This window comes from Pseudoxanthomonas sp. CCNWLY206-1 (genome assembly GCF_039710385.1).
In the GTDB taxonomy this organism is placed as follows: Bacteria; Pseudomonadota; Gammaproteobacteria; order Xanthomonadales; family Xanthomonadaceae; genus Pseudoxanthomonas_A.
On sequence record NZ_JBDKXI010000002.1, the window covers coordinates 400,516 to 422,707 of the forward strand.

At 62.3% G+C, this 22,192-nt stretch carries 27 protein-coding genes; 19 read left to right on the top strand and 8 right to left on the bottom strand.

The window, feature by feature from the left end; translation table 11 throughout:
• Position 1: 1 nt before the first annotated feature.
• Both AADW18_RS05975 and AADW18_RS05980 read left to right on the top strand, forming a co-directional pair.
• Positions 2-727, top strand: coding sequence for a DUF3108 domain-containing protein (locus AADW18_RS05975; protein ID WP_337342443.1), 726 nt, complete (start codon positions 2-4; stop codon positions 725-727).
• Positions 724-1,410: a DUF3108 domain-containing protein gene (locus tag AADW18_RS05980; RefSeq protein WP_337342444.1), complete on the top strand. Its 687-nt coding sequence runs from the start codon at positions 724-726 to the stop codon at positions 1,408-1,410. Before AADW18_RS05975 ends, AADW18_RS05980 begins: the two co-directional genes overlap by 4 nt.
• A 62-nt stretch (positions 1,411-1,472) precedes the next feature.
• Here AADW18_RS05980 and AADW18_RS05985 read toward each other — a convergent pair whose 3' ends face one another.
• The 4 genes from AADW18_RS05985 to AADW18_RS06000 are packed head-to-tail and all read right to left on the bottom strand — an operon-like array spanning position 1,473 to position 3,803.
• Positions 1,473-1,763: a hypothetical protein gene (locus AADW18_RS05985; protein ID WP_337342445.1), complete on the bottom strand. Its 291-nt coding sequence runs from the start codon at positions 1,761-1,763 to the stop codon at positions 1,473-1,475.
• A gap of 49 nt (positions 1,764-1,812) precedes the next feature.
• On the bottom strand, positions 1,813-3,084 hold the full coding sequence (gene murA, locus AADW18_RS05990) for a UDP-N-acetylglucosamine 1-carboxyvinyltransferase (RefSeq protein ID WP_337342446.1): 1,272 nt from the start codon (positions 3,082-3,084) through the stop codon (positions 1,813-1,815).
• A gap of 48 nt (positions 3,085-3,132) precedes the next feature.
• Complete coding sequence (locus AADW18_RS05995) at positions 3,133-3,579, bottom strand: GFA family protein (RefSeq protein ID WP_337342447.1); 447 nt, start codon at positions 3,577-3,579, stop codon at positions 3,133-3,135.
• Complete coding sequence (locus AADW18_RS06000; protein WP_337342448.1) at positions 3,576-3,803, bottom strand: BolA/IbaG family iron-sulfur metabolism protein; 228 nt, start codon at positions 3,801-3,803, stop codon at positions 3,576-3,578. The genes AADW18_RS05995 and AADW18_RS06000 overlap by 4 nt, the downstream gene beginning before the upstream one ends.
• A gap of 53 nt (positions 3,804-3,856) precedes the next feature.
• Here AADW18_RS06000 and AADW18_RS06005 point away from each other — a divergent pair, with 53 nt between their 5' ends.
• The 15 genes from AADW18_RS06005 to AADW18_RS06075 all read left to right on the top strand — a co-directional run bounded on the left by AADW18_RS06005 (position 3,857) and on the right by AADW18_RS06075 (position 17,260).
• The gene (locus tag AADW18_RS06005) at positions 3,857-4,861 is read left to right on the top strand and encodes a KpsF/GutQ family sugar-phosphate isomerase (RefSeq protein ID WP_337342449.1); all 1,005 of its coding nucleotides are present in this window, start codon (positions 3,857-3,859) and stop codon (positions 4,859-4,861) included.
• A 186-nt stretch (positions 4,862-5,047) separates the two neighbouring features.
• A complete protein-coding gene (locus tag AADW18_RS06010; protein WP_337342450.1) occupies positions 5,048-5,593 on the top strand; it encodes an HAD hydrolase family protein in 546 nt (181 codons plus the stop codon).
• Positions 5,590-6,141 carry an LPS export ABC transporter periplasmic protein LptC gene (gene lptC / locus AADW18_RS06015; RefSeq protein ID WP_337342451.1) on the top strand — a complete coding sequence of 184 codons (552 nt, stop codon included), beginning with the start codon at positions 5,590-5,592 and terminating at the stop codon, positions 6,139-6,141. Before AADW18_RS06010 ends, lptC begins: the two co-directional genes overlap by 4 nt.
• Positions 6,131-6,634: a lipopolysaccharide transport periplasmic protein LptA gene (lptA, locus tag AADW18_RS06020; RefSeq protein ID WP_337342452.1), complete on the top strand. Its 504-nt coding sequence runs from the start codon at positions 6,131-6,133 to the stop codon at positions 6,632-6,634. Before lptC ends, lptA begins: the two co-directional genes overlap by 11 nt.
• Positions 6,634-7,353: an LPS export ABC transporter ATP-binding protein gene (gene lptB, locus AADW18_RS06025; protein ID WP_337342453.1), complete on the top strand. Its 720-nt coding sequence runs from the start codon at positions 6,634-6,636 to the stop codon at positions 7,351-7,353. The genes lptA and lptB overlap by 1 nt, the downstream gene beginning before the upstream one ends.
• 50 nt (positions 7,354-7,403) lie before the next feature.
• Complete coding sequence (locus tag AADW18_RS06030) at positions 7,404-8,840, top strand: RNA polymerase factor sigma-54 (RefSeq protein WP_337342454.1); 1,437 nt, start codon at positions 7,404-7,406, stop codon at positions 8,838-8,840.
• A gap of 320 nt (positions 8,841-9,160) precedes the next feature.
• Complete coding sequence (gene raiA / locus AADW18_RS06035) at positions 9,161-9,481, top strand: ribosome-associated translation inhibitor RaiA (protein ID WP_337342455.1); 321 nt, start codon at positions 9,161-9,163, stop codon at positions 9,479-9,481.
• Positions 9,482-9,878: 397 nt separating this feature from the next.
• A complete protein-coding gene (hprK, locus tag AADW18_RS06040) occupies positions 9,879-10,829 on the top strand; it encodes an HPr(Ser) kinase/phosphatase (RefSeq protein WP_337342456.1) in 951 nt (316 codons plus the stop codon).
• Between the two features lie 8 nt (positions 10,830-10,837).
• The gene (rapZ, locus tag AADW18_RS06045; protein WP_337342738.1) at positions 10,838-11,752 is read left to right on the top strand and encodes an RNase adapter RapZ; all 915 of its coding nucleotides are present in this window, start codon (positions 10,838-10,840) and stop codon (positions 11,750-11,752) included.
• A 211-nt stretch (positions 11,753-11,963) separates the two neighbouring features.
• The gene (locus AADW18_RS06050) at positions 11,964-12,356 is read left to right on the top strand and encodes a PTS sugar transporter subunit IIA (RefSeq protein ID WP_337342457.1); all 393 of its coding nucleotides are present in this window, start codon (positions 11,964-11,966) and stop codon (positions 12,354-12,356) included.
• On the top strand, positions 12,349-12,621 hold the full coding sequence (locus AADW18_RS06055) for an HPr family phosphocarrier protein (RefSeq protein WP_337342458.1): 273 nt from the start codon (positions 12,349-12,351) through the stop codon (positions 12,619-12,621). Before AADW18_RS06050 ends, AADW18_RS06055 begins: the two co-directional genes overlap by 8 nt.
• Complete coding sequence (gene ptsP / locus AADW18_RS06060; RefSeq protein WP_337342459.1) at positions 12,621-14,342, top strand: phosphoenolpyruvate--protein phosphotransferase; 1,722 nt, start codon at positions 12,621-12,623, stop codon at positions 14,340-14,342. Before AADW18_RS06055 ends, ptsP begins: the two co-directional genes overlap by 1 nt.
• Before the next feature lie 262 nt (positions 14,343-14,604).
• Complete coding sequence (mgtE, locus tag AADW18_RS06065) at positions 14,605-15,966, top strand: magnesium transporter (RefSeq protein ID WP_337342460.1); 1,362 nt, start codon at positions 14,605-14,607, stop codon at positions 15,964-15,966.
• Between the two features lie 193 nt (positions 15,967-16,159).
• A complete protein-coding gene (locus tag AADW18_RS06070; protein ID WP_337342461.1) occupies positions 16,160-16,969 on the top strand; it encodes a prolyl oligopeptidase family serine peptidase in 810 nt (269 codons plus the stop codon).
• Between the two features lie 9 nt (positions 16,970-16,978).
• Positions 16,979-17,260, top strand: a complete 282-nt coding sequence (locus tag AADW18_RS06075; protein ID WP_337342462.1) for a hypothetical protein — start codon at positions 16,979-16,981, stop codon at positions 17,258-17,260.
• A gap of 104 nt (positions 17,261-17,364) precedes the next feature.
• Here the strand turns inward: AADW18_RS06075 and AADW18_RS06080 are convergent, their stop codons facing one another.
• From AADW18_RS06080 to AADW18_RS06090, 3 genes are all read right to left on the bottom strand, one after another.
• Positions 17,365-18,309: an aspartate carbamoyltransferase catalytic subunit gene (locus AADW18_RS06080; RefSeq protein WP_337342463.1), complete on the bottom strand. Its 945-nt coding sequence runs from the start codon at positions 18,307-18,309 to the stop codon at positions 17,365-17,367.
• Between the two features lie 128 nt (positions 18,310-18,437).
• Positions 18,438-18,887, bottom strand: coding sequence for a Holliday junction resolvase RuvX (gene ruvX / locus AADW18_RS06085; protein ID WP_337342464.1), 450 nt, complete (start codon positions 18,885-18,887; stop codon positions 18,438-18,440).
• A 76-nt stretch (positions 18,888-18,963) separates the two neighbouring features.
• Positions 18,964-19,530 (bottom strand): YqgE/AlgH family protein, encoded by a 567-nt coding sequence (locus tag AADW18_RS06090; protein ID WP_337342465.1) that lies wholly within the window; start codon positions 19,528-19,530, stop codon positions 18,964-18,966.
• Between the two features lie 17 nt (positions 19,531-19,547).
• Between AADW18_RS06090 and AADW18_RS06095 the strand changes: the two genes are divergently transcribed.
• Positions 19,548-20,105: a DNA-3-methyladenine glycosylase I gene (locus tag AADW18_RS06095; RefSeq protein ID WP_337342466.1), complete on the top strand. Its 558-nt coding sequence runs from the start codon at positions 19,548-19,550 to the stop codon at positions 20,103-20,105.
• 84 nt (positions 20,106-20,189) lie between these two features.
• Positions 20,190-21,059, top strand: coding sequence for a DUF72 domain-containing protein (locus AADW18_RS06100; RefSeq protein WP_337342467.1), 870 nt, complete (start codon positions 20,190-20,192; stop codon positions 21,057-21,059).
• A gap of 135 nt (positions 21,060-21,194) precedes the next feature.
• Here the strand turns inward: AADW18_RS06100 and AADW18_RS06105 are convergent, their stop codons facing one another.
• On the bottom strand, positions 21,195-22,043 hold the full coding sequence (locus AADW18_RS06105) for an NAD-dependent protein deacetylase (protein ID WP_337342739.1): 849 nt from the start codon (positions 22,041-22,043) through the stop codon (positions 21,195-21,197).
• Positions 22,044-22,192 lie beyond the last annotated feature (149 nt).

Here is a 22,192-nt window from a genome sequence, read left to right on the forward strand (position 1 = left end):
CATGCCCCCCGTGCTTGCTCGCGTCCTTCTGCTCGGCTCATTGCTGGCGTCCGCTAGCGCGCCTGCGTGCGCGTTGGAACCGTTCACAGCCACTTATCAGGCGTATAACGAGGGCAAGCTGGCGGGTAGCGCCACCATGAAGGTGTACCAGCACGAAGCTTCGCGGTGGCAAGTTGATCTCGGCATTCGAGGCACGCGTGGTTTCGCGCGGGTCGTCGGGCTGAATATCGAACAGAGCACCTTGTTCGATACGGTCGGCGAACAGTTCCGCCCGATCAGCCAGGCCACCGTCAGGCACGCGCTGTTTGCCGGCAAGAAGATGACCGGCACCTACGACTGGGCGTCGCAAACGGCGCAATGGAAAGGAGATATCAAGAAAAACCGGCGCGATCCGATTCCCTTGCAGCCGGGAGACATGAGCGCCTTGCTGATGAATCTTGCGGTGATCCGCGACGCCCAGCCGGGGAAGCAATTGCGCTACCGGGTGGTGGACAACGGCCGATCTCGCGATTATGAGTATGCGGTGTCGCCCGAGGCCGAGATCATCGCGGTCGAGGACCTCAGCTACAACGCCATGCGCGTGAGCCGCGTCAATGGCGGCAACGATGAAACCATTTTCTGGGTCGCCGACGGTGTGCCCACGCCCATCCGCATACTGCAGCGGGAAGATGGCCAGGACAAAATCGATTTGCGCCTGGTCGAATACCAAGGAGTGCCCCAAACGTGAACCTAGCCAAGACTTTGAAAATCCGCGCGCTGGCAACGATCGCCCTGTTGACCGTAGCGGCTGCCCCCGCGTTCGCCATCGAAGCCTTTACCGCCAACTATCAAGCCAATGCATTGGGCATGACGGGCGACGGACAGATGACTCTGAGCCAGCAAGGCAACCGCTGGGTCTACAGCCTGACGGTAAAAAACCAGGTGGTCGACATGAGCCAGAAGACCACTTTCGACGAGCAGAACGGCCGTCTACGCCCCCTGTCCAGCAGCGATAACTCGCGCATCCTGGTGAAGAAAAAAGCCGTGAACGCGGTGTACGACTGGAACAAGGCACAAGCCACGTGGAGTGGCGACGTCAAGCCTGATCGCGCTGGCCCAGTGAAGCTGCAGCCAGGCGACATGGACGCACTGCTGGTCAACCTGGCCATCGTTCGCGACGTGACCGACGGCAAGCCGCTGACTTACCGTATGGTCGAGAACGGCAAGGCGCGGACCATGAGTTACCAGGTGGCCGGCAAGGAAAAGATCACCATTGGCGGCAAAACACGTGAAGCCACCAAGGTAACGCGAACCGACGGCAACAAGCAGATGCTGGTCTGGATCGTGCCTGATATGCCGGTGCCGGCGAGGATCCTGCAACGCGAAAATGGGCAGGACTCGATCGACTTGCAGATCAAATCCTGGCAGTAAATCCCGTCAGGATTGATTGGAATAAAAAGCCCGGCATTGCCGGGCTTTTTTGTCGCAGTCTTTTATTCCTTTGCAGAAGCATCGGGCTGCATGACAGTCTTGCAATCCACGCGGATAGAGCGCCCATCGGCGCGCCAGGCATACGCGCGGCATTCGCGAGGGCCCTCGCTGGTCTTGTCGACGACCACGGCATAAAACGCCTGCAGGATTTCCTGCTCGGTGACCGTGCCGTCTCCATCCCAATCCATGTCCTTGCTGGGAATCCCGCTGGTACCTGCGGCGCCGGTGAAATGCAGATACGCCACGGCCGCCAGCAGTACCGCCACGAAGCCCAGCAACACTTTGCGCCGCATCGAAAAATTCTTGCGGACTTCAACTTTACGTGTGCTCGCCATATGCGCCTCAGGAAATGCGACGAATCTTGGCGCCCAACGCGCCCAGCTTCTCTTCGATATTCTCGTAGCCGCGGTCCAGATGATAGATACGATCGATGACGGTATCGCCCTGGGCTACCAGGCCTGCCAGGATCAGCGACGCGGAGGCGCGCAGGTCGGTGGCCATCACCGGCGCGCCGCTGAGGCGCTCGACACCACGGACGATGGCGGTGTGTCCTTCCACACGAATATCCGCGCCCAGGCGTAGCAGCTCGTTGACGTGCATGAAGCGGTTTTCGAAGATGGTTTCATTGATCACGCCCACTCCGTCGGCGATCGCATTGAGTGCCATGAACTGCGCCTGCATGTCGGTGGGAAACGCCGGGTAAGGCGCGGTAGTCAGGCTGACCGCGCGTGGACGTTTGCCCTGCATGTCCAGCGTGATGCTGTCGGCGGTGGTCTCGATGGACGCTCCGGCTTCGGTAAGCTTGTTCAACACCGCATCCAGGGTGTCCCCACGCGCACGCCGCGCGGTGATCCTGCCGCCGGTCATGGCCGCTGCCACCAGAAAAGTGCCTGTCTCGATACGATCGGGCAATACCGAATGGCGGCCGCCGGAAAGACGCTCCACACCGCGTATCACGATCCGCGCGGTGCCCGCGCCTTCGATATCGGCGCCCAGCGCAATCAGGCAATCCGCCAGGTCGGTGATCTCCGGCTCCATCGCGGCGTTCTCCAGCACCGTGGTGCCCTCGGCCAGCACCGCTGCCGACATCACGTTCTCGGTACCGGTGACCGTGACCATATCGAACACGTAGCGCGCGCCCTTCAAGCGCTTGGCGGCGGCTTTGATGAATCCGTTTTCGACCGTGATATCCGCACCTAGCGCCTGCAATCCCTTGATGTGCTGATCGACCGGTCGTGAACCAATGGCGCACCCGCCCGGCAACGACACTTCCGCTGCTCCGTACTTGGCCAGCAACGGTCCCAGCACAAGGATCGATGCGCGCATGGTCTTGACCAGCTCATAAGGCGCTACATGCTGGTTGACGCTGCGCGGATCCACGGTGATGCCGCTGCCCTTGGACAGCGTGCCTTCGTCGATGCTGATGCCGGCACCCAGTTCGCCCAGCAGTTTGACCGTGGTCACCACGTCATGCAGATGCGGCACGTTGGTGATTTCCACCGGTGCATCGGCCAGCAACGTGGCGCAGAGGATCGGCAATACGGCGTTCTTGGCGCCGGAGATGGTGACTTCGCCGTGCAGCGGATTACCGCCGGTGACTACGATTTTCTGCATGAGGACGGGGACTCGGGAGAGAAGAGGAATGAAAAGGGTGAGAGCGGATTATCGGCGCTGATCCGGCAGCGGCACCTTGTCAGGGGCGTTGGGGTGCTGGGGTGCGTCGTCGTGGATTTCGTGCCATTCGGCCTTCGATCCCGTGAAAATATGCAACGCAGGTCGGCCGCCGACAGGCGTATCCAGACTACCTATTCGCAACCGCAGCACCTCCGGCGTCGCCGTGCGCCGGCTGTAAAGCGGCGATGCGCAAACCCGGCAAAACACGCGGAATACACCCGGCGATGATTCGTATTCGGCAAGCAATTCCTGGCCGGACAGCAACTGAAAATCCGCTGTGGCCACGGGCGCCGTGGCCTGGAAGGCCGAACCATTGGCTTTGCGGCAGCGCGAGCAGTGGCAGACCATGATCGGTCCCAGCTCGCCACTGAAGCGGTACCGGACACCGCCGCAGAGGCAGCTGCCGCTCGCCTGCGCTGTCGCCGCGACACTCATTTACCGTCCGGTGTCACCGTCTTCAGGGCCAGCGCATGGATCGCGCCACCCATCAGATCGCCCAACGTGGCGTAGACCATCCGGTGTCTCGCCAAGGGCAGCTTGCCGCGAAAGGCTTCCGCCACCACCGTCGCCTCGAAATGCACGCCATCGTCGCCCTGCACTTCGGCCTGGGCGCCTGGCAGGCCGGTTTCGATCAATTTACGGATGGTTTCGGCGTCCAACGGGCTTTCCTAATAAAATGTCCGGCTTATTCTACCCTTGGCTCGGCATCCGCATGCCTCAGACGCTCCCCAAAACCGATGCCGACCTGCAAGCTGGCCTGGCCACCAGCGGCCGCCGCGTCATCGAAATCGAGGCACGCGCACTGGATGCGCTGGCCGAACGCATCGATGGCACGTTTTCCGCCGCTTGCCAGCTGATCCTGAGTTCCAAGGGGCGGGTGGTCGCCACCGGGATGGGCAAGTCAGGCCATATCGCCCGCAAGATCGCCGCGACGCTGGCGTCCACCGGCACGCCGGCGTTCTACGTGCATCCGGGCGAAGCCGGCCACGGCGACCTGGGCATGATCACCGATGCGGACGTGGTGCTGGCACTGTCGTATTCCGGAGAGTCGGATGAAATCCTGACCCTGCTGCCGGTGCTGAAACGCCAAGGCAATCCCGTCATCGCCATGACCGGGCGCCCGCAATCCACTTTGGCCCGGGAAGCCGATATCCACTTGGACGTCAGCGTCTCCGTCGAGGCCTGTCCGCTGGACCTGGCACCCACCAGCAGCACCACCGCTTCGCTGGCAATGGGCGATGCGCTGTCAGTGGCGTTGCTGGATGCGCGTGGATTCACCGCCGATGATTTCGCCCGCTCGCATCCGGCGGGAAGCCTGGGCCGTCGCTTGCTGCTGCACATCACCGATGTAATGCACGCCGGAGACGACGTGCCACGCGTACCTGAAGATGCCACGCTCAGCGAAGCGCTGATGGAAATGAGCCGCAAACGATTGGGCATGACCACGATCGTCGACGACCAGCAACGCCTGATCGGTCTGTTCACCGACGGCGACCTGCGCCGCACCCTGGACGATGCCGCGCTGGACGTGCGCACGGCGAAGATCGCCGATCTGATGACCCGCAATCCCAAGACCATCGGCGCCGATCAGCTCGCCGCGGAGGCTGCCCGCCTGATGGAAACGCATAAGATCAGCGGATTGATCGTGGTCGACGGGGATCAGCGCGCGGTCGGTGCGTTGAACATTCATGACCTATTGCGCGCACGCGTGGTCTAAAGATGGGCGAGCAATTGCCGCAACGCCCATTGCTCCCAAAGTTAATCCGCTTTGACTCGCCGTTCGGCTGTTGAGAAATGTTGCAAGGACTGAAGACGTCTAAGCTTCTTCTTCATGGAAAATAACCACGATCTTTCGCTCGCCACTACTCACTCACCGCTCATCACTCACTCATTCACTTCCCTGATGCCCATCTCCCACCTGCACGCCGTCGATGCCGACCTGATTGCCCGTGCTTCCCGCATCCAGCTGGCATGTTTTGACGTAGACGGCACCCTCACGGATGGACGGCTGTACTTCGATAGTGAAGGTCGCGAGCTGAAAGCGTTCCACGTGCAAGATGGCCTGGGCTTGGCTTCGCTGCGCCGCGCGGGTGTACGGGTGGTGTTCATCACGGCCCGGGGCGGCACGGTCGCGGAACGACGCGGCAAGGAACTGGGCGTGGAGGTCCACGTCGGCGTAAAGGACAAACTGGCCAAGGTGCGGGAGCTCTGCAGCGAGATGACCATCGGTCTGGAAGCAGTGGCCTTCATGGGCGATGACTTGCCGGATCTGTCCTGTTTCAAGGTCGTCGGCCTGGCGATAGCACCCGCCAATGCCCATCCGTGGACTGCAAAGCACGCGCACTGGCACACCCAGGCGCGAGGAGGCGAAGGCGCCGCGCGAGAAGCCTGCGATCTATTGCTGGCGGCGCAAGGGCATGTGGAACGGCTGCTGGAGGACGCAGGATGAGTTGGCGGATGGCACTGGGGCTGGTCTTGCTGGTTGCCGCCGTCCTGAGCGGCTGGTCGGCCTGGCGCAACCGCGATATCCCGCCGCCGGCACGCGTGGTGGCGGATCGGTCCGACTACATCATGAAGGACTTCGAGATGATCGCCCTCGACCGGCAGGGCAAGGAGGCCTTGACGTTGCGTTCTCCGGAAATGCACCGAAATCCGAAAGACCAGACTTTCGACATCACCACCCCGCTGTTTCTGCTGCCTGATGAGCAGGGGAAGTACTGGCAGATGCGCTCCCAGAAAGGCTGGATGAGCGCCAAGGGCGAGGAATTGCGCCTGACCGGCGAGGTCCGCGGAACCAGTCCGGAAGGCGCCGCGCAGCCGACGCTCTTCCAGACCCAGCGGCTGAATGTTTTCCCCAACAAGAACGTCGCAGTGTCCGATGATACGGTGACCATCACCCAGCCGGGCTCTATACTCACCGGTCGCGGTTTTGAGACCAATCTCAAGACCAAGGAATACGAGTTCAAGTCGCAGGTCAAATCTATCTATGAACCCTAATCTGCCTGCTGGCGCCGCATTGCTGTCGCTGCTGCTCGTATCCGGGCTGGTGCTGGCCAAGTCCACCGACCGCAATCAGCCGATGAACATTGATTCGGGCCATCAGTCCGGCTCGTTCGAAGGCAGTAGCAAGACCGTACTGTCACAGGGCGTGATCGTCACCCAGGGTTCGCTGGAAATCCGTTCGAATACCGGCGAGATCTATCTGGATGACGGTGAGATCTCGCGCGCCGTTTTCACCGGCAAGCAAGTCAAGTTGAAACAGCAGATGGACGACGGCAGCTGGATGGATGCGACAGCCGACCGCGTCGAGTACGACATAAAATCAGAAACCATCACCTTCATCGGCAACTACACGATGAAATCTCCGCGCGGTTCCAACAGCGGCCAGAAGATGGTCTACAACACCAAGAGCGGCAACATGGAGAGTGGCGGTGACGGCACTCGCGTGCGTACTGTCATCCAGCCCAAATCGGCGCAGGGCAAGAACTGATGCTGACCGCCCAAGGTCTGCGCAAGCGCTATCGACAACGCGAGGTCGTCGCCGATTTCGGCCTGACGCTGGATGCGGGTGAAGTGGTCGGTCTGCTGGGTCCCAACGGTGCCGGCAAAACCACCTGCTTCTACATGATCGTGGGCCTGGTCGCGGCGGACGCCGGCAAGATCGAACTGGACGGCCGCGACATCACCAGTGAGCCCATGTACAAACGCGCCAAGCTGGGCGTGGGCTACCTGCCGCAAGAACCCTCGGTATTCCGCAAGCTCTCGGTCTCGGACAACATCCGGCTGGTGCTGGAATTGCGCGAGGACCTGGACGCCGCCGGCATTGAGCGCGAACTATCGTCCTTGCTGGACGAGCTGCAGATCAGCCACGTCGCAGATCAGCTTGGCGCAAGCCTGTCCGGCGGTGAGCGCAGGCGCTGTGAGATCGCCCGCGCGTTGGCCGCCAAGCCACGCCTCATGCTGCTGGACGAACCATTCGCCGGCGTGGATCCGATTTCGGTCGGCGAAATCCAGCGCATCGTCAAACATCTCAAGAACCGCGGCATCGGTGTGCTCATCACCGATCACAATGTGCGCGAGACCTTGGGAATCTGCGACAGGGCGTATATCCTCAATGCCGGAACGGTACTGGCGCAGGGGGCGCCGGATGCGTTGCTGGCCAATCCGGACGTTCGTCGCGTCTATCTGGGCGAAGCTTTCCGCCTCTGATCCGCGACCCGACCGGCTATGGCTGGTCCATCGCGCTTCATGGGTCGGGAATGAAACCACGCCTGCAAACATCGCTGGGACAGCAGTTGGTCATGACGCCACAGTTGCGTCAGGCCATCCGGCTGCTGCAGATGTCCACGGCGGAACTGGAAGTCGAACTGACCGAGGCAGTCGAGAGCAATCCGCTGCTGGACTGGGCCGAAGATGCCGGCACCGCGGGCGACGATGCCCCTCCGTCCGCCGACACGCCACCCGAAGAACGAAGCGCACCGGAGCAAGACGGAGACAGCGGACCGGGCGATGACTGGTCGCCCGACGACGGTCCATGGGCCGGTGCGGGAGGCGGCGGCTCCTTTGATGACGACGAAGAAGGCAGCGCTGCCGAGCGCATGGTGGAACCGGACACCCTCCACGACCATCTGCTATGGCAACTGCACCTTTCCCATTTGTCCGTGCAGGATCGCCGGATCGGCGCGGCGCTGATCGATGCGCTGGACGATGACGGTTATCTGCGCGAGCCCCTGAGCAGCATCGCCGATGCGATGAAACCCGATCTGCAGGTCGATGAAGACGAAATCCTGGTCGTACTGCATCAGCTGCAGCGATTCGACCCCGTCGGTGTGGGCGCTCGTACGCTAAGCGAATGCCTGCACCTGCAATTGGCGGTGCTCAGTGACGACACCCCCGGAAAGGAGCTGGCGCTGCTGATCGCCGACAGCGCCCTGGAACGGTTGCCGAAAAGCGGCGTCAGCGGTTTGGCCAGCGAGCTCAAGCGCCCGGTGAGCGCCGTCGAAGAAGCGGTTCGGCTGCTGCGCGGCCTGGACCCGAAACCGGGCGCCCAGATCGGCGAACTGAGCCACGACACCTATGTGGTTCCGGACTGCGTGGTCTGGCGCCAGCGCGGTGTCTGGCGCGCCGCACTGGCGGGCAACACCTTGCCGAAGATCACCATCCATCGCGGCTACGAACAGATGATCCGGCAGTGCGGCGAAAGCGATGCAGGCTATCTGCGCGGTCATCTCCAGGAAGCCCGCTGGCTGCTGAAAAGCCTGGAGGCGCGCGGGGAAACCTTGCTGAAAGTGACACGCTGCCTGCTGCGGGAACAATCTGGCTTCCTGGAATTCGGCGAACAGGCCCTGCGCCCGCTGACGTTGCGCGAAGTGGCTCAGGAGGTCGGCCTCCACGAATCCACAGTTTCACGTGCCATCGCCCGGAAATATGTACGCACGCCTCGTGGAACACTGCCGCTGCGAGCGTTTTTCGCTTCCGGCATCGATACCGACGGCGGTGGTGAGGCGTCCAGCACCGCCATTCAGGCCATGATCCGGCGACTGGTGGAAAACGAAAACCCGCGCAAGCCTTTGTCCGATGCCAAGTTGGCCGAGCTGCTGAAAGCCTCGGGCGTACCGGTGGCGCGACGCACCGTCGCCAAATACCGCGAGGCGATGAACATCCTGTCTTCGCATGAGCGGGTCCGCATCAGCTAGCGCGCATCAGCTGGTAGCCCGCACATCTCATCCCACGCCGGCAACGCGTTTCCGGGACCGTTTAACGGTTTTGGAATGTGCAAGCAAAAGCGTGGGTTCGACCAAAGAACTGGGATTTACCGGTTGATAGTTGGCCGATTCAAGCCCATCTTTGTCGCAAGGACTTCTTGTTGCCCAATAGCGTCAACAGGCACTAGTCCTTACTTCCCTTCATTTACCAGGAGATCGCAGGAACCCAGAGACCTTTCGCGTTGTCTTCACTACGACGCGCTACTCGCACACTCCGTGCGGCTTACCAGACCCAAGAAGGAGATATCACGATGCGTATCGAGACTTACGGCCACGAAATCGAAGTCACTCCCGCCCTACGTGAGTACGTTGAGACCAAACTGAAGCGGCTGGAACGCCACTTTGATCAACACTTCGAAGTCCGTACGCAACTCAGCACCCGCAAGCCCGACTATGTGGCCGAGGCCACGCTCTCCGTGGTAGGTCGCCCTCCCCTGCATGCCGACGCCGATGCGCAAAACATGTATGCCGCCATCGATGCGCTGGCCGACAAACTCGACCGTCTCCTGCTGAAGCACAAGAAGAAAAAGACCGACATGCAACGCAGTCCGCGCGGCGAAAACGCCGACTGACGCCACTGCCGAATCCCACCGTCTTCCGCTAGCCACTCGCCGGAGCCGGCGCTCAGGCGCGTGGACGCTAACAGATGGTGGACGCGGGTAGATTGGGAGCGGCGCGCTCGTCGCGAGTTCGGCCTTCGCAGGTCATCGCCGGGTAACGCCGCTCCGTCTTGTTCCCTGCGCGACGGCGGGTTCCTCGCCTTCGAGGCGGCCGGACTGAAGGTTGGGCCCACGAGCAATTCCACCAGCCCGCAAGGCGAGTTCGCGATGGCGGTTCCATCGCATTACACTCGTCCTTACCGGCATTGTCGTTGGAGCCTGCGGGTTGCCATCCCCGACGGCTCCGCGGTGCCGCACCACGCACAGTGGCGCGGCTTGCCCGGACCCTTTCCTATTCGAATCACAGCGCATGAACACCAGCATCACCGCCCGCGAGCTGTTCGATCAGCAGAAGGAAAAACTGGCTCTGCGCTGGTTGGCGGGGCAGAAAGGAGAGAATCGCGTATTGGAGGCCGGTCACACGGTTGCACGCCGCCCGTCCATGGCCGGTTATCTGAATGCGGTCTACCCCAACAAGGTACAGATCCTGGGTACCGAGGAACTCAGCTGGCTGGATTCGCTGGATTCCCGCCAGCGCTGGGAAACCATCGAGAAAATCGTCCAGTTCCGCCCATTGGCGCTGGTGATCAGCAAAAATCAGCAATGCCCCGAGGACCTGCGCGAAGCCGCCAATGAGTCCGACACACCGTTATGGGTGTCGCCCAAGCGTGGCCATGAACTGCTCAATCATCTGTCGTATCACCTGGCGCGCACACTCGCGCCGCGGGTGACTTTGCATGGCGTGTTCATGGAAATCTATTCCATAGGCGTGCTGATCACCGGCGAAGCCGGTTCGGGCAAGAGCGAGCTGGCGCTGGAGTTGCTGAGCCGGGGCCACAGGCTGGTAGCCGACGATGCGCCGGAGTTCACCCAGATCGCACCTGACGTGCTGGATGGCACGTGTCCGGAACTTCTGCAGGACCTGCTGGAGGTGCGCGGCCTGGGCGTGCTGAATGTGCGCGAGATGTTTGGCGACACCGCGGTGAAGAAGAACAAGTACTTGCGCCTGATCGTCCATTTGACGCGGCCGATGACCGAACCCAATCCGTATGGCTACGAACGCTTGACCGGCGACAGCGGCACGCGGCATGTGCTGGATCTCGATGTTCCGCTGATCACGCTCCCGGTCATGCCGGGCCGCAATCTGGCCGTGTTGACCGAGGCCGCCACCCGTCTGCACATCCTGCGTACCAAGGGCATCGATCCTGCCGCCATGTTCGTCGCCCGGCATAGCAACCTGCTGGAACAGAGCACACGATGACTCGCGAGATGCACGAGATCGGCGAGACCGGCGAAGACATCAACGCTGCTACGGAAGCGTCTTCTCCCACGGTCGTCATCGTCAGCGGGCTGTCGGGTTCCGGCAAGTCCGTCGCCTTGAAGACCTTCGAGGACCTGGACTACTACTGCATCGACAACCTGCCGGTCGAGCTACTGCCGTCGTTCGTCCGCAGCCTGATGCGCGATGACGTGTTGCCGCAGAAAATCGCCGTGGGCATCGACGTGCGCAGCCGCCATAGCGATCTGACCAAGCTGGCGCAGTGGCGCGCGGCGCTGGCGCAACTGGGACTGGAAGGCAAACTCATTTTCTTCGATGCCAGCGACGAAGTGCTGCTGCGTCGTTATTCCGACACTCGTCGCCGCCACCCACTGGGCCATGGAGGCCTGTCGCTGCAGGACGCCATCCGACGCGAGCGCGAGATCGTCGAACCGCTGCTCGGCGAAGCCGACGTGATCATCGACACCAGCAATTTGAATGTGCACCAGCTTCGGCGCCGCATCATCGCCGAGTTCGCCTTCAACAAAGGCACCTCATTGTCGTTGCTGTTCGAATCGTTCGCCTACAAGCGAGGCGTGCCGGCCGATGCCGATTTCGTGTTCGACGCCCGCGTGCTGCCTAATCCACACTGGAATCCGGAACTGCGCCCCTACTCTGGCCGCGACCCGAAAGTGCGCGAGTACCTGGAAAGCCAGCCAGAAGTGATCGAGTACGTCGGCCAGGTCAGCCATTTTCTCGACACCTGGCTGCCGCGCCTGCGGGGCGAAACCCGCAGCTACGTGACCATCGCGTTCGGCTGCACCGGCGGCAAGCATCGGTCTGTGTACCTGGCCGAAACGCTGGCCCGGCACACCCGCAGCCTGGGCTGGGAAGAAGTAGCGACTTTCCATCGCGAACTGGATTGAGCGAAAGCCTGCGGGCGCGGGGAACGTCTGCCTGTAGAAGCGGCGTCTCGCCGCGGGCTCTTCCCTGGGCGGCCAGGCGAAGCAAAAGCTCGCGCCGAGACGGCGCTCCTACAGAGCCGGGTGGCGCTACAGCGCCATATCTGGCCCACACAACACCGTATTCTGGTGATGGCGCTTCCAGCCTGTCATCGCCGTCTGTTAACGTTTGGCCATGGCCTGTGGCATTCTCCTGATAACTCACCCTGGTGTCGGCGAATCGATCCTCGCCGTCGCGACCCGATTGCTGCGGCAATTGCCGCTGAAGACCGAGGCGTTCGAAGTTCCGTTCGACGCCGACCTGGACGTGCTGCTACCGCACGCATCGGCTGCTTTACGCCGGGTCGACGACGGCGATGGGGTATTGGTGTTGACCGACCTGTATGGCGCCAGCCCCAGTAACCTGGCAGGACAGCTGGCCCGGCTGGGCACGCCGGTAAGGCGAGTCTCCGCGCTCAGTCTGCCCATGCTGCTGCGGGTGATGAACTACTCGGAACAGGGATTGGACGATCTGCCGGTCACCGCCGCTACCGGCGCACGCAATGGAGTCATTCACGACGATGCTTGAACGCGAACTCACTATCTCCAATCGCCTGGGCCTGCATGCCCGCGCCACTGCAAAGCTGGTGCAGACAGTGGCCAACTACCCTCGCTGCAACGTGACGCTGCAGGCGAAGGGGCGTGAGGTCAATGCGAAGAGCATCATGGGCGTCATGCTGTTGGCCGCCGGTCAAGGCACGCCGGTGATCGTGAGGGTCGATGGCGAAAATGAGACCAAAGCCATGGATGACATCGTCTCGCTGTTCGAGCGACGTTTCGACGAGGACACCTGATGCGCTTGCTGCTGGTCGGCCATGGAGCGTCGCGCGGAAGTGCGCTCGGACGCGCCCGGGTCCGCCTGCCGCACGCATTGGACGTGGCCGAGCAACGCATCACCGCCCAGGAAGTTTCCGGCGAACTGGAACGCCTGCATCAGGCAGTGGGAGCCACCCGCGACGAGATGCATGGCCTGCGCGCACGCTTGCACGGCGCATTGGCCAAGGAGGTCGGCGAGTTCCTTGATCTGCATGCATTGCTGCTCGACGACCCGGAATTGCTGCTGGGCCTGGACGAACTGATTCGTACCGGCCGCTACTCCGCCGACTACGCATTGCGCCTTCAACGGGACCGCTTGGCGGCTGTATTCGATGGCATGGATGATGCCTATCTGAAAAGCCGCATGGACGATCTGGATCATGTGATCGGCCGCATCCACGCGCATCTGCAGAAGCGCGCGGTCGACACCCATGGCGTTGCCGGCGAAATCCTGGTGAGCGACAACGTGGCGCCATCGGAACTGGCGCAACTGCAATCGCACGGCGTGGTAGCCATCGTCACTTCCGCCGGCAGCACACTTTCGCACAGTGCCATTCTGGCGCGCAGCCTGCACCTGCCGCTGGCGGTGGGAACAGTACACGCGCTGCAGCGCATCAATGATGGCGATGTATTGATCGTCGATGGCAGCACCGGCGAAGTGGTCGTCAATCCCAATCCCGCGGATCTTCAGGAATACCGCGCACGCCTGCGCGAGGCCGCCAAGGAACAACGCGAGCTGGGCCGGCTGCGCACCAAGCCGACCCGGACCAAGGATGGCGTCGACATCGCGTTGTACGCCAATGCCGAGTCGTTGGACGATGTGGCCAAGGCCCACGCCTTCGGCGCTTCCGGCGTGGGTCTGTATCGCACCGAGTTCCTGTTCCTGCAACGCAATGAATTGCCGGATGAAGAGGAACAGTTCCGCACTTATCGCGACATGGTGCTGGGCATGAGCGGAAGGCCGGTCACCATCCGCACCTTGGATCTGGGTGCCGACAAGGCGGACCGGACTGGATTGACGCTGAGCAACGAAGACAATCCGGCGCTAGGTCTGCGCGGCGTGCGTTTGTCGCTGGCCCGAGACGGCGTGTTCGATACCCAACTGCGCGCCATCGCCCGCGCTTCCAGCTATGGACCGGTGCGCATTCTGGTGCCCATGGTCAGCAGCCGCGAGGAAATCCTGGCGGTGCGTCGCCGGCTCAAGCGCGTCGTCGCCCAACTGCAAAAGGAAGGCGGCCATGCCTTGGCCGAACACCTGCCGCTGGGCGCCATGATCGAAGTGCCCGCGGCCGCAATCGCTCTGCACGGCTTTGTCGATCTGGTCGACTTCCTGTCCATCGGCACCAACGACCTGGTGCAGTATCTGCTCGCGGCCGATCGCAACAACGAAGCGCTGGGTGAACTGTACTCACCGCTGCATCCCGGCGTGCTGCGTCTGTTGCGTCATGTGATCAGCACTGCCACGGAGTACAAGATACCGGTGGCGGTATGCGGCGAAATGGCCGGCGATCCGCGCCTGGCGCCAATATTGTTGGCACTCGGTCTGACCGAATTCAGCCTGCATCCCGCGACGTTGCTAGAGCTGCGACGGGTAATCCGCGAAAGCGATCTGTCCAAACTGCTGGGCCGCGCGAAGCTACTGCTGCAGGCCCGCGACCGCGCCGGTATCGAGCGCTGGCTGAAGTCGGCCACGGCCTGAGTCTTCTGTTGTCGTAGGTGCGACGTGAGTGGACCGAAAATCCGAACGTTCAGACGCGGACAAACGCATTCACTGCTGATACGGCTCTTTGCGCTTTAATCCGTGTCAAGGCTCGGCTTTCTTCCGGCCGCGACTTACGTCGCGCCGGCAACAACAAAATGCGGGGTGTCCATATTCCCAGTGGCGAGCGATAATGCCCTGATGAACACTTGATGCCACGGCGCATCCGTCTTGCGGATGGGCCCCCGTTTCGGAGCGCCGTATGGCCGAAGCCGTCCGCCATGACAAGACCGCACGTCAACTGCGCCTGCTTTCCGACGCTTTGGACAGCGGCCGGCTGGGTCCAGTGCGCCGGTTGGTCAACACCTTGGCGCCGGCCGAGATCGGCAACCTGTTGGAATCCCTGCCGCCAGCCAAGCGCCAGATCGTATGGGGCTTGGTGGATGCCGAGGACGACGGTGAAGTATTGGTGCACGTGGGCGAAGAAGTCCGCGAAAGCCTGCTGGCCGACATGGACCCGGACGAAATCATCGCCGCGGTCGAAGACCTGGATATCGACGACCTTGCCGACCTGGTCGAGGATCTGCCTGATACTGTCATCGACGAAGTGCTCAAGTCGATGGATCGCGAGAACCGCGAGCGACTGGAGCAAGTGCTGTCGTATCCGGAGGATACCGCCGGCCGCCTGATGAACCCGGACGTGGTGACGGTCCGCGCCGACGTCAATGTCGATGTGGTGCTGCGTTACCTGCGCCTGCGCGGCGAGTTGCCGGACCATACCGATCATCTGTTCGTGGTTAGCCGGCGCCATCAATATCTGGGCCGCGTCTCGCTGGCCTCTCTGGTCACGCACGAAGACACCACGCCGATCAACCGCCTGATCGACGACCAGCAGCCCGCCATCGGTGTGGAAGAATCCGCGCAGGAAGTCGCGCGCCAGTTCTCCGACCACGACTGGATTTCCGCACCGGTGGTGGACGACAACAACATCCTGCTGGGCCGCATCACCATCGATGACGTGGTGGACATCATCCGCGAACAGGCCGAGCACCAGGCCTTGAGCGCTGCCGGCCTGGATGAGGATGAAGATCTGTTCTCTCCCGTGCCGCGCGCTTTTCGCCGTCGCCTGATCTGGCTGACCATCAATCTGGGCACAGCCTTCCTGGCCGCCAGCGTGGTCGGGCGTTTCGAGGACACCATCCATCGCCTGGTCGCCCTGGCGGTGCTGATGCCGATCGTGGCCGGCATGGGTGGCAACGCCGGTACCCAGGTATTGGCACTGATGGTGCGCGGCTTGGCGCTGGGCCAGGTGGGCGCATCCAACTTCAATACCCTGCTGTGGAAAGAAACCCGCATCGCGATGCTCAACGGGCTGGCGCTTGGTTTCGTGCTGGGCATGGTGGTCTGGTTCTGGTTCGGCGATCCGCAGTTGTCATTGGTCATCGCAACGGCGCTCACCATCAACCTGCTGCTGGCCGCGTCCGCGGGTGTGCTGATTCCATTGACGCTCAAGCGGTTTGGTTTCGATCCTGCGCTTGCCAGTGGCATCTTCCTGACCACTGTGACGGATGTGATGGGCTTCTTCACCTTCCTGGGATTGGCGACGGTATTTTTGCTGCATTAGCGGAGGCGTATCCCCGCCGCCTCTTGCAGGAGCGGCGTCTCGCCGCGAGCTCTTCGCTTCTGTTGCGATCTGACGGAAAGAGCTCGCGGCGAGACGCCGCTCCTACAAAAGAAAACCAGCCCATCTGGATGCGCTGCGGCGCGTTCTTGATCACGCGCACTAAAAAGCTACCGGGGCGCGGCATAATGCCGCCATGTCCAGATTCCTCAACGCACTACGAATTTCTTCATTCCTCATCGCCACGGCGCTGCTGATGCCTGCTTGCACCCATGTCAAGGAATCCACTGGCGGCCGGTTCGTCCCACGCGAGCTGGCGTTGAACGGACAGACTCATCGGTATCAGGTGTTTGTTCCGTCCCGAGTGGTCGAAGGCAAGACGCCCGTGGTCCTGTTCCTGCACGGCTCCGGCGAACGCGGCATTGATGGTGAAAAACAGACCCAGGCCGGTCTGGGCCCGTACGTCCGAGCTCACGCCAAGGATTTCCCCGCGATCGTGGTATTTCCGCAATCGCCGGATGGCCGCTCGTGGGATGGCGATGTCGCGCAGATGGCGTTCGCGGCGCTGGATGTGGCCATCAACGAATTCGGTGGCGATCCTGATCGGATTTACCTGACCGGCATGTCGAGGGGCGGGTACGGCACCTTTGAACTCGCGATAATGCAGCCGCAACGATTCGCCGCGCTGGCGCCTGTGTGTGGCGGCATCACGCCGCCTGGCACGCGGCCCGATCTGGACGACCTGGAAGTTTCCAGCGTCGCGTCGCACACCGATCCCTTTGCCGATGCGGCGCAACAGCTGCGCGCCATTCCGACCTGGATGTTCCATGGCGCGAAAGATGATGTGGTGCCGCCAGCGCAATCGCGCCGGCTGTATGCCGCCATGAAGGCTGCCGGTGCCGATGTGCGTTACACCGAATTTCCTGATGCCAGCCACAACGCCTGGGATTCGGCCTATGCGTCGACCGAATTGTGGACGTGGCTGTTCGCGCAGCGCCGCGATTGAGCCGACGCCATGGCTGAAATCGTCCATGACTACTTCGCGCCCGGATGGCGCAGCCGTGTGCTCGATTGCGTCTGCGGATGGCAAGGCGACAGCAGGAACATGGCGATGGAACTGCACGACGAGGTCACCGACTACGCGTGTCCCCAGTGCGCCAATCTGCTGCTGATCGTGTCGCATCCGTCGTTGGAGCAAGTAAGGCAAGCGGCTGCCGAGGGTAACGAAGAAGCCCAGCAGCAATTGGCCATCGTCGAAGAAGCGTTGCGGCGGTTTCCACAAGGCTCAGACCTATAAAAGCCATCCTGTAGGAGCGTCGTCCCGGCGCGAGCTCTTACGGGCAGATCGCGATAGAAGCGAAGAGCTCGCGCCGGGACGGCGCTCCTACAAGAGCATTCTGCTCACCCCAGCAACGTCTCCAGCACCGCCATGCGGATGGCGACGCCATTGCTCACTTGGCGCAGCACCAGCGATTGCGGACCGTCGGCGACTTCATCGGTGATCTCCACGCCGCGATTGATCGGGCCGGGATGCAACACCACCGCGTCCTTCGCCGCGCGCAACAACCGCTGCGCGGTCAGACCGTACTGGCGATGGTAGTCCTCCAGCGAGGAGACCAGGCCCTCTTCCATGCGTTCGCGCTGCAACCGCAGCATCATCACCGCATCCACGCCTTCCAGCATCTCATCGAAATCATTGCCGATCGTGCAACCCGCCAGCGTGGCGTCGTCGGGCAGCAGCGCACTCGGTCCACATACGCGGATTTCGCCGGTGCCGAGCGCGCGCAACGCATGCAGGTCGGAGCGCGCCACCCGCGAGTGCTTGACGTCACCGACAATCAGCACTTTCAGCTTGGAAAAATCGGCGCCCTTGGCTTGGCGCAACGTCAGCGCGTCCAACAAACCCTGGGTGGGATGCGCACTGGTGCCGTCGCCCGCGTTGACCAGCGTCGTGCCCTCGCCCGCTTCCCCGGCCAACGTCGCCACGGCACCATCCTCGGCATGGCGGACGACAAAGCCGCGTACGCCCATCGCTTCCAGATTGCGCAGCGTGTCGCGCGCGGTTTCCCCCTTGCGGGTGGATGAGGTCGACGCATCGACGTTCAGTACATCCGCGCCCAACCGCTGGGCGGCGATATGGAAGGAACTGCGTGTACGCGTGGAAGGTTCGAAGAACAAAGTGCAGATGGTGGTGCCATCCAGCGAGTGACGGCGCTGGGTTCGGCCCAGGGCGGTATCGCGAATCTGGCCGGCCCGGTCCAGTAGCCGACAGATCATCTCTTTAGGCAGGCCTTCCAAGGTCAGCAGGTGCCGCAAGTGTCCGTCGGAATCAATTTGTTGGGTCATGTGCTAACCGCCGCGTCGCATCGCCGCGCTTCCGCCAGGAAGCGAGGCCGGGTAAGGGGATGGAACCGGAGCATATTATGAACTTTGGAGTGAGTACGAAGCGGTCCACTCTCACTTCCACATGCGCTCTAAACCACCTTCATCGCATCGTTCGGTGCCGCCAGCCACCGCTCGATGATCACTGCTGCCGCCACCGCATCCAACGCCGCTGCATCGCGCCGGCGCTTGCGGCCTTCGGAGCGGTCCAACGCAAAACGTTGCGCCGCTTCGATGGAACTGGCCCGTTCGTCCACCAGTACTACCGGTAATTGGTAGCGGGTGCGCAGTTCTCTGGCGAAAGCATGGGCGCGTTTGCGGATAGGCTGGTCACCGCCGTCCATGGTCATCGGATCGCCCACCACCAGGCCGTCGGGGCGCCATTCCGCATAGAGCTTGTCGATAGCCGCCCAGTCGGGCCCGTTTGCATGCACGTCGATCACCGCCAGCGCACGGGCGCCCACACCAAAAGCGCTGCCCACCGCCACGCCGATGCGGCGCGCGCCGACGTCGAAGCCCAGGACAGTACCGTCGAGTTTCATAAGCTCCTCCCAAAACCGAAGAGCGTATTACCGCCGCCGCGAGGACCGGATTCAGAGATGCCTTGCGGATCACTTTTCATGCGTGGCCGCTGTAGTCGGTGAGCCGAGTCATGTCCACGCCAATGCGGCTGCCGGCGGTTTGCCAGCGCTTTTCCAGCGGCACGGCGAACAGCAATTCGGCGTCGGCGGGCGCGGTCAGCCAGCCGTTTTCGCCCAACTCATACTCCAACTGCCCCGCGCCCCAGCCGGCACAGCCTAGCGCCACGATGGCATGCGCCGGTCCGTTGCCGCCGGCCATTGCCTCAAGGATGTCACGCGACGTGGTCAGGTATAGCCCGGCCGCCACTTCCAGCGTCGATTCCCAGGCGCGGGCATCGTCGTGCAGCACGAAGCCGCGCTCCGGGTGCACCGGCCCGCCGCTCAGCACGATCTGCTCGCGCAGTGCGGCGTCCTGGGTATCCAGGTTCATCTGCTGCAGCACTTCACCCAAGGTGTATTCCGAAGGGTGGTTGACCACGACACCCATCGCGCCTTCATCGTCGTGCTGGCAGATCAACGCCACGCTGCGCGCGAAATGCGGGTCGTCCAACGCCGGCGAGGCGATCAGCAGTTGGTTGGCCAGGGGGGAAATAGCGTCTGACATGGCGGTATTCTAGCCCTATGCCAAGTTACTGCGATTTTGCCCCCGGCCATGCCGTTCATGGACCCTACCACGACCAGGAATATGGGTTTCCCCAGCGCGAGGAAGCCGTCCTTTTCGAGCGCCTGCTGCTGGAGATCAACCAGGCGGGATTGAGCTGGGAGACGATCCTGAGGAAGCGCGAGGGCTTCCGCCGCGCCTATGGCGGTTTCGATGTGGACACCGTGGCCGCTTACGGCGAACCAGACAGGGCCCGTCTGTTGGACGATCCAGGGATCATCCGCAATCGCCTGAAGGTGGACGCCGCCATCCACAACGCCCAGGTCATCCAGCGCCTGCGCGCGTCCCATGGCGGCTTCGCGCAATGGCTGGACGCCCACCACCCGAGGGACAAGCCGGAGTGGATCAAGCTGTTCAAAAAGACGTTCCGCTTCACCGGCGGCGAGATCACCGGCGAATTCCTGATGAGCCTGGGGTATCTTCCGGGCGCGCATCAGCCGGCTTGTCCGGTCTATCGGACGCTCACTCAGCAAGGAACGCCTTGGCAGTCGACATCGGCAACGCCACCAAACCGGTAGGAGCGGCGTCGCGCCGCGAGCTCTCTTCGGCACTGAAAAGCAGCCTTCACCCGCCTTCGCCATCACCCGCGTCAGACTCCGTGAATGGCTATCCGAATCGGCATTTCGGGCTGGCGCTATGCCCCGTGGCGAGGAGTTTTCTATCCCGCCGGTCTCGCGCAACGGCGCGAACTGGAATACGCGTCGCGCGCTTTTCCCAGCATCGAGATCAATGGCTCGTTCTATTCCCTGCAAATGCCTGCCAGCTGGGCCCGCTGGCGCGATGAAACACCGGAAGACTTCGTCTTCTCCGTCAAAGGCCCGCGCTACATCACCCACGTGCTGCGCCTGCGCGGCATAGAGAAACCACTGGCGAACTTCTTCGCGTCCGGAGTACTGCAACTTGGCCCCAAACTGGGACCGCTGCTATGGCAGTTTCCGCCTAGCCTGCAGTTCGATGAGGCGCTTTTCGAAGCATTCTTCGATGCGTTGCCGCGGAATACCGAAAGCGCGCTTGCACTTGCCCGGCGTCGTGAGCGCTCACGCATGAAAGGACGAACGGCTTTGCCGACGGGCGACTCACTTCCGCTGCGGCACGCGATCGAAATCCGTCATCCCAGCTTCGCCCAGACGCCCTTTATCCGGCTGCTGCGCCGGCACCGCATCGCGCTCGTGGTAGCGGATAGCGCGGGCCGCTTCCCCTACGCAGAGGATGTCACCGCCGACTTCATGTACCTGCGCTTGCATGGCGACAAGGAGTTGTACGTCAGCGGTTATTCCGAAACTGCCTTGGACCGGTGGGCCGACCGCATCCGCCGATGGACGTCGGGAAGCGAATCGGAAGATGCGCAGAAGTTCAGCGACTTGGCGCCACCACGGAGAAGATCGCGCGACCTGTATTGCTATTTCGACAACGATGCCAAGGTGCATGCGCCGTTCGACGCGATCCGCTTGCGGGAGAAACTGGGAGGCTGAAACACCTCTCAACACCTAACGTAGGAGCAACGTCCCGCCGCGAGCTTTTCTTTGTTCGTCCCATTATCGCGGCAGAGACATGAAAAGCTCGCGGCGGGACGCCGCTCCTACATTTCCCCAGATGCCGACCGGCAATCAAATAACCCGGGGCATGGGAATGGAGTCATAGCGAGTCAACGCGCGCGGCAACGTCTCCACGCAATCGGCGTCCAGCTTCAGATCAGCAATGGGATCGGCGCGGGTATGTCCGCGATTGAGCAGCGCTATCGGCTTTCCCGTTTCATGCGCCAAGCGCGCAAAGCGGTAGCCGGAATAGACCATCAACGACGAGCCCACCACCAACACCGCGCCAGAATCCTCCAACGCTGTGCGTGCCGCTTCGTAGCGGATCCGCGGAACGTTCTCGCCGAAGAACACCACGTCCGGTTTCAACAGCCCCCCACATATTGAGCAACCCGGAACATGGAAGCAGTCAAAATCGTAGCCTTCCAGATCGGCATCGCCATCCGGCGCACTCGCCGCCCCCAATCCGATCCACTCCGGATTGTCATCCTGTAGCCGCTGCTGCATATCGGCCCGCGACTGCCGTGCGGAACAAGTCAGGCATACGACCACATCCAAACGCCCATGCAGATCGATGACAGCGCCGCTGCCGGCGCGCTGATGCAGACCATCGACATTCTGCGTGACCAGCACGGAGAGCTGGCCCGATGCCTGCCACTGCGCCAAAGCCACATGAGCTGCGTTGGGCGTCGCGCTGGCGACGCGCGGCCAGCCCACCAAGCTGCGAGCCCAATAGCGAGCACGCACGGCTGGGTCGCCGACGAATGCCTGATAAGTCACCGGCGGCGGCCGCTTCCATTCCCCGTCCGTGTTCCGATAGTCCGGGATTCCGGAAGCCGTACTGCACCCAGCGCCAGTCAGTACGAATACCCGCTCAAACGCCGTCAACCAAGCACTTAGCTGCTCAGCGGGTTCCTGCATCGAATCGCGTACGAGGGAGTCCATGAAGCGAATGGTAGCTGTAGACGACTAAAGCGAACGTTTACCCGTAGGAGCGACGTGGGTGACGCATAATCGATGCGGGGGAAGGGTGAGAGGGGCGCACCGAGCGGCGAAGGGTTTATGGGTGT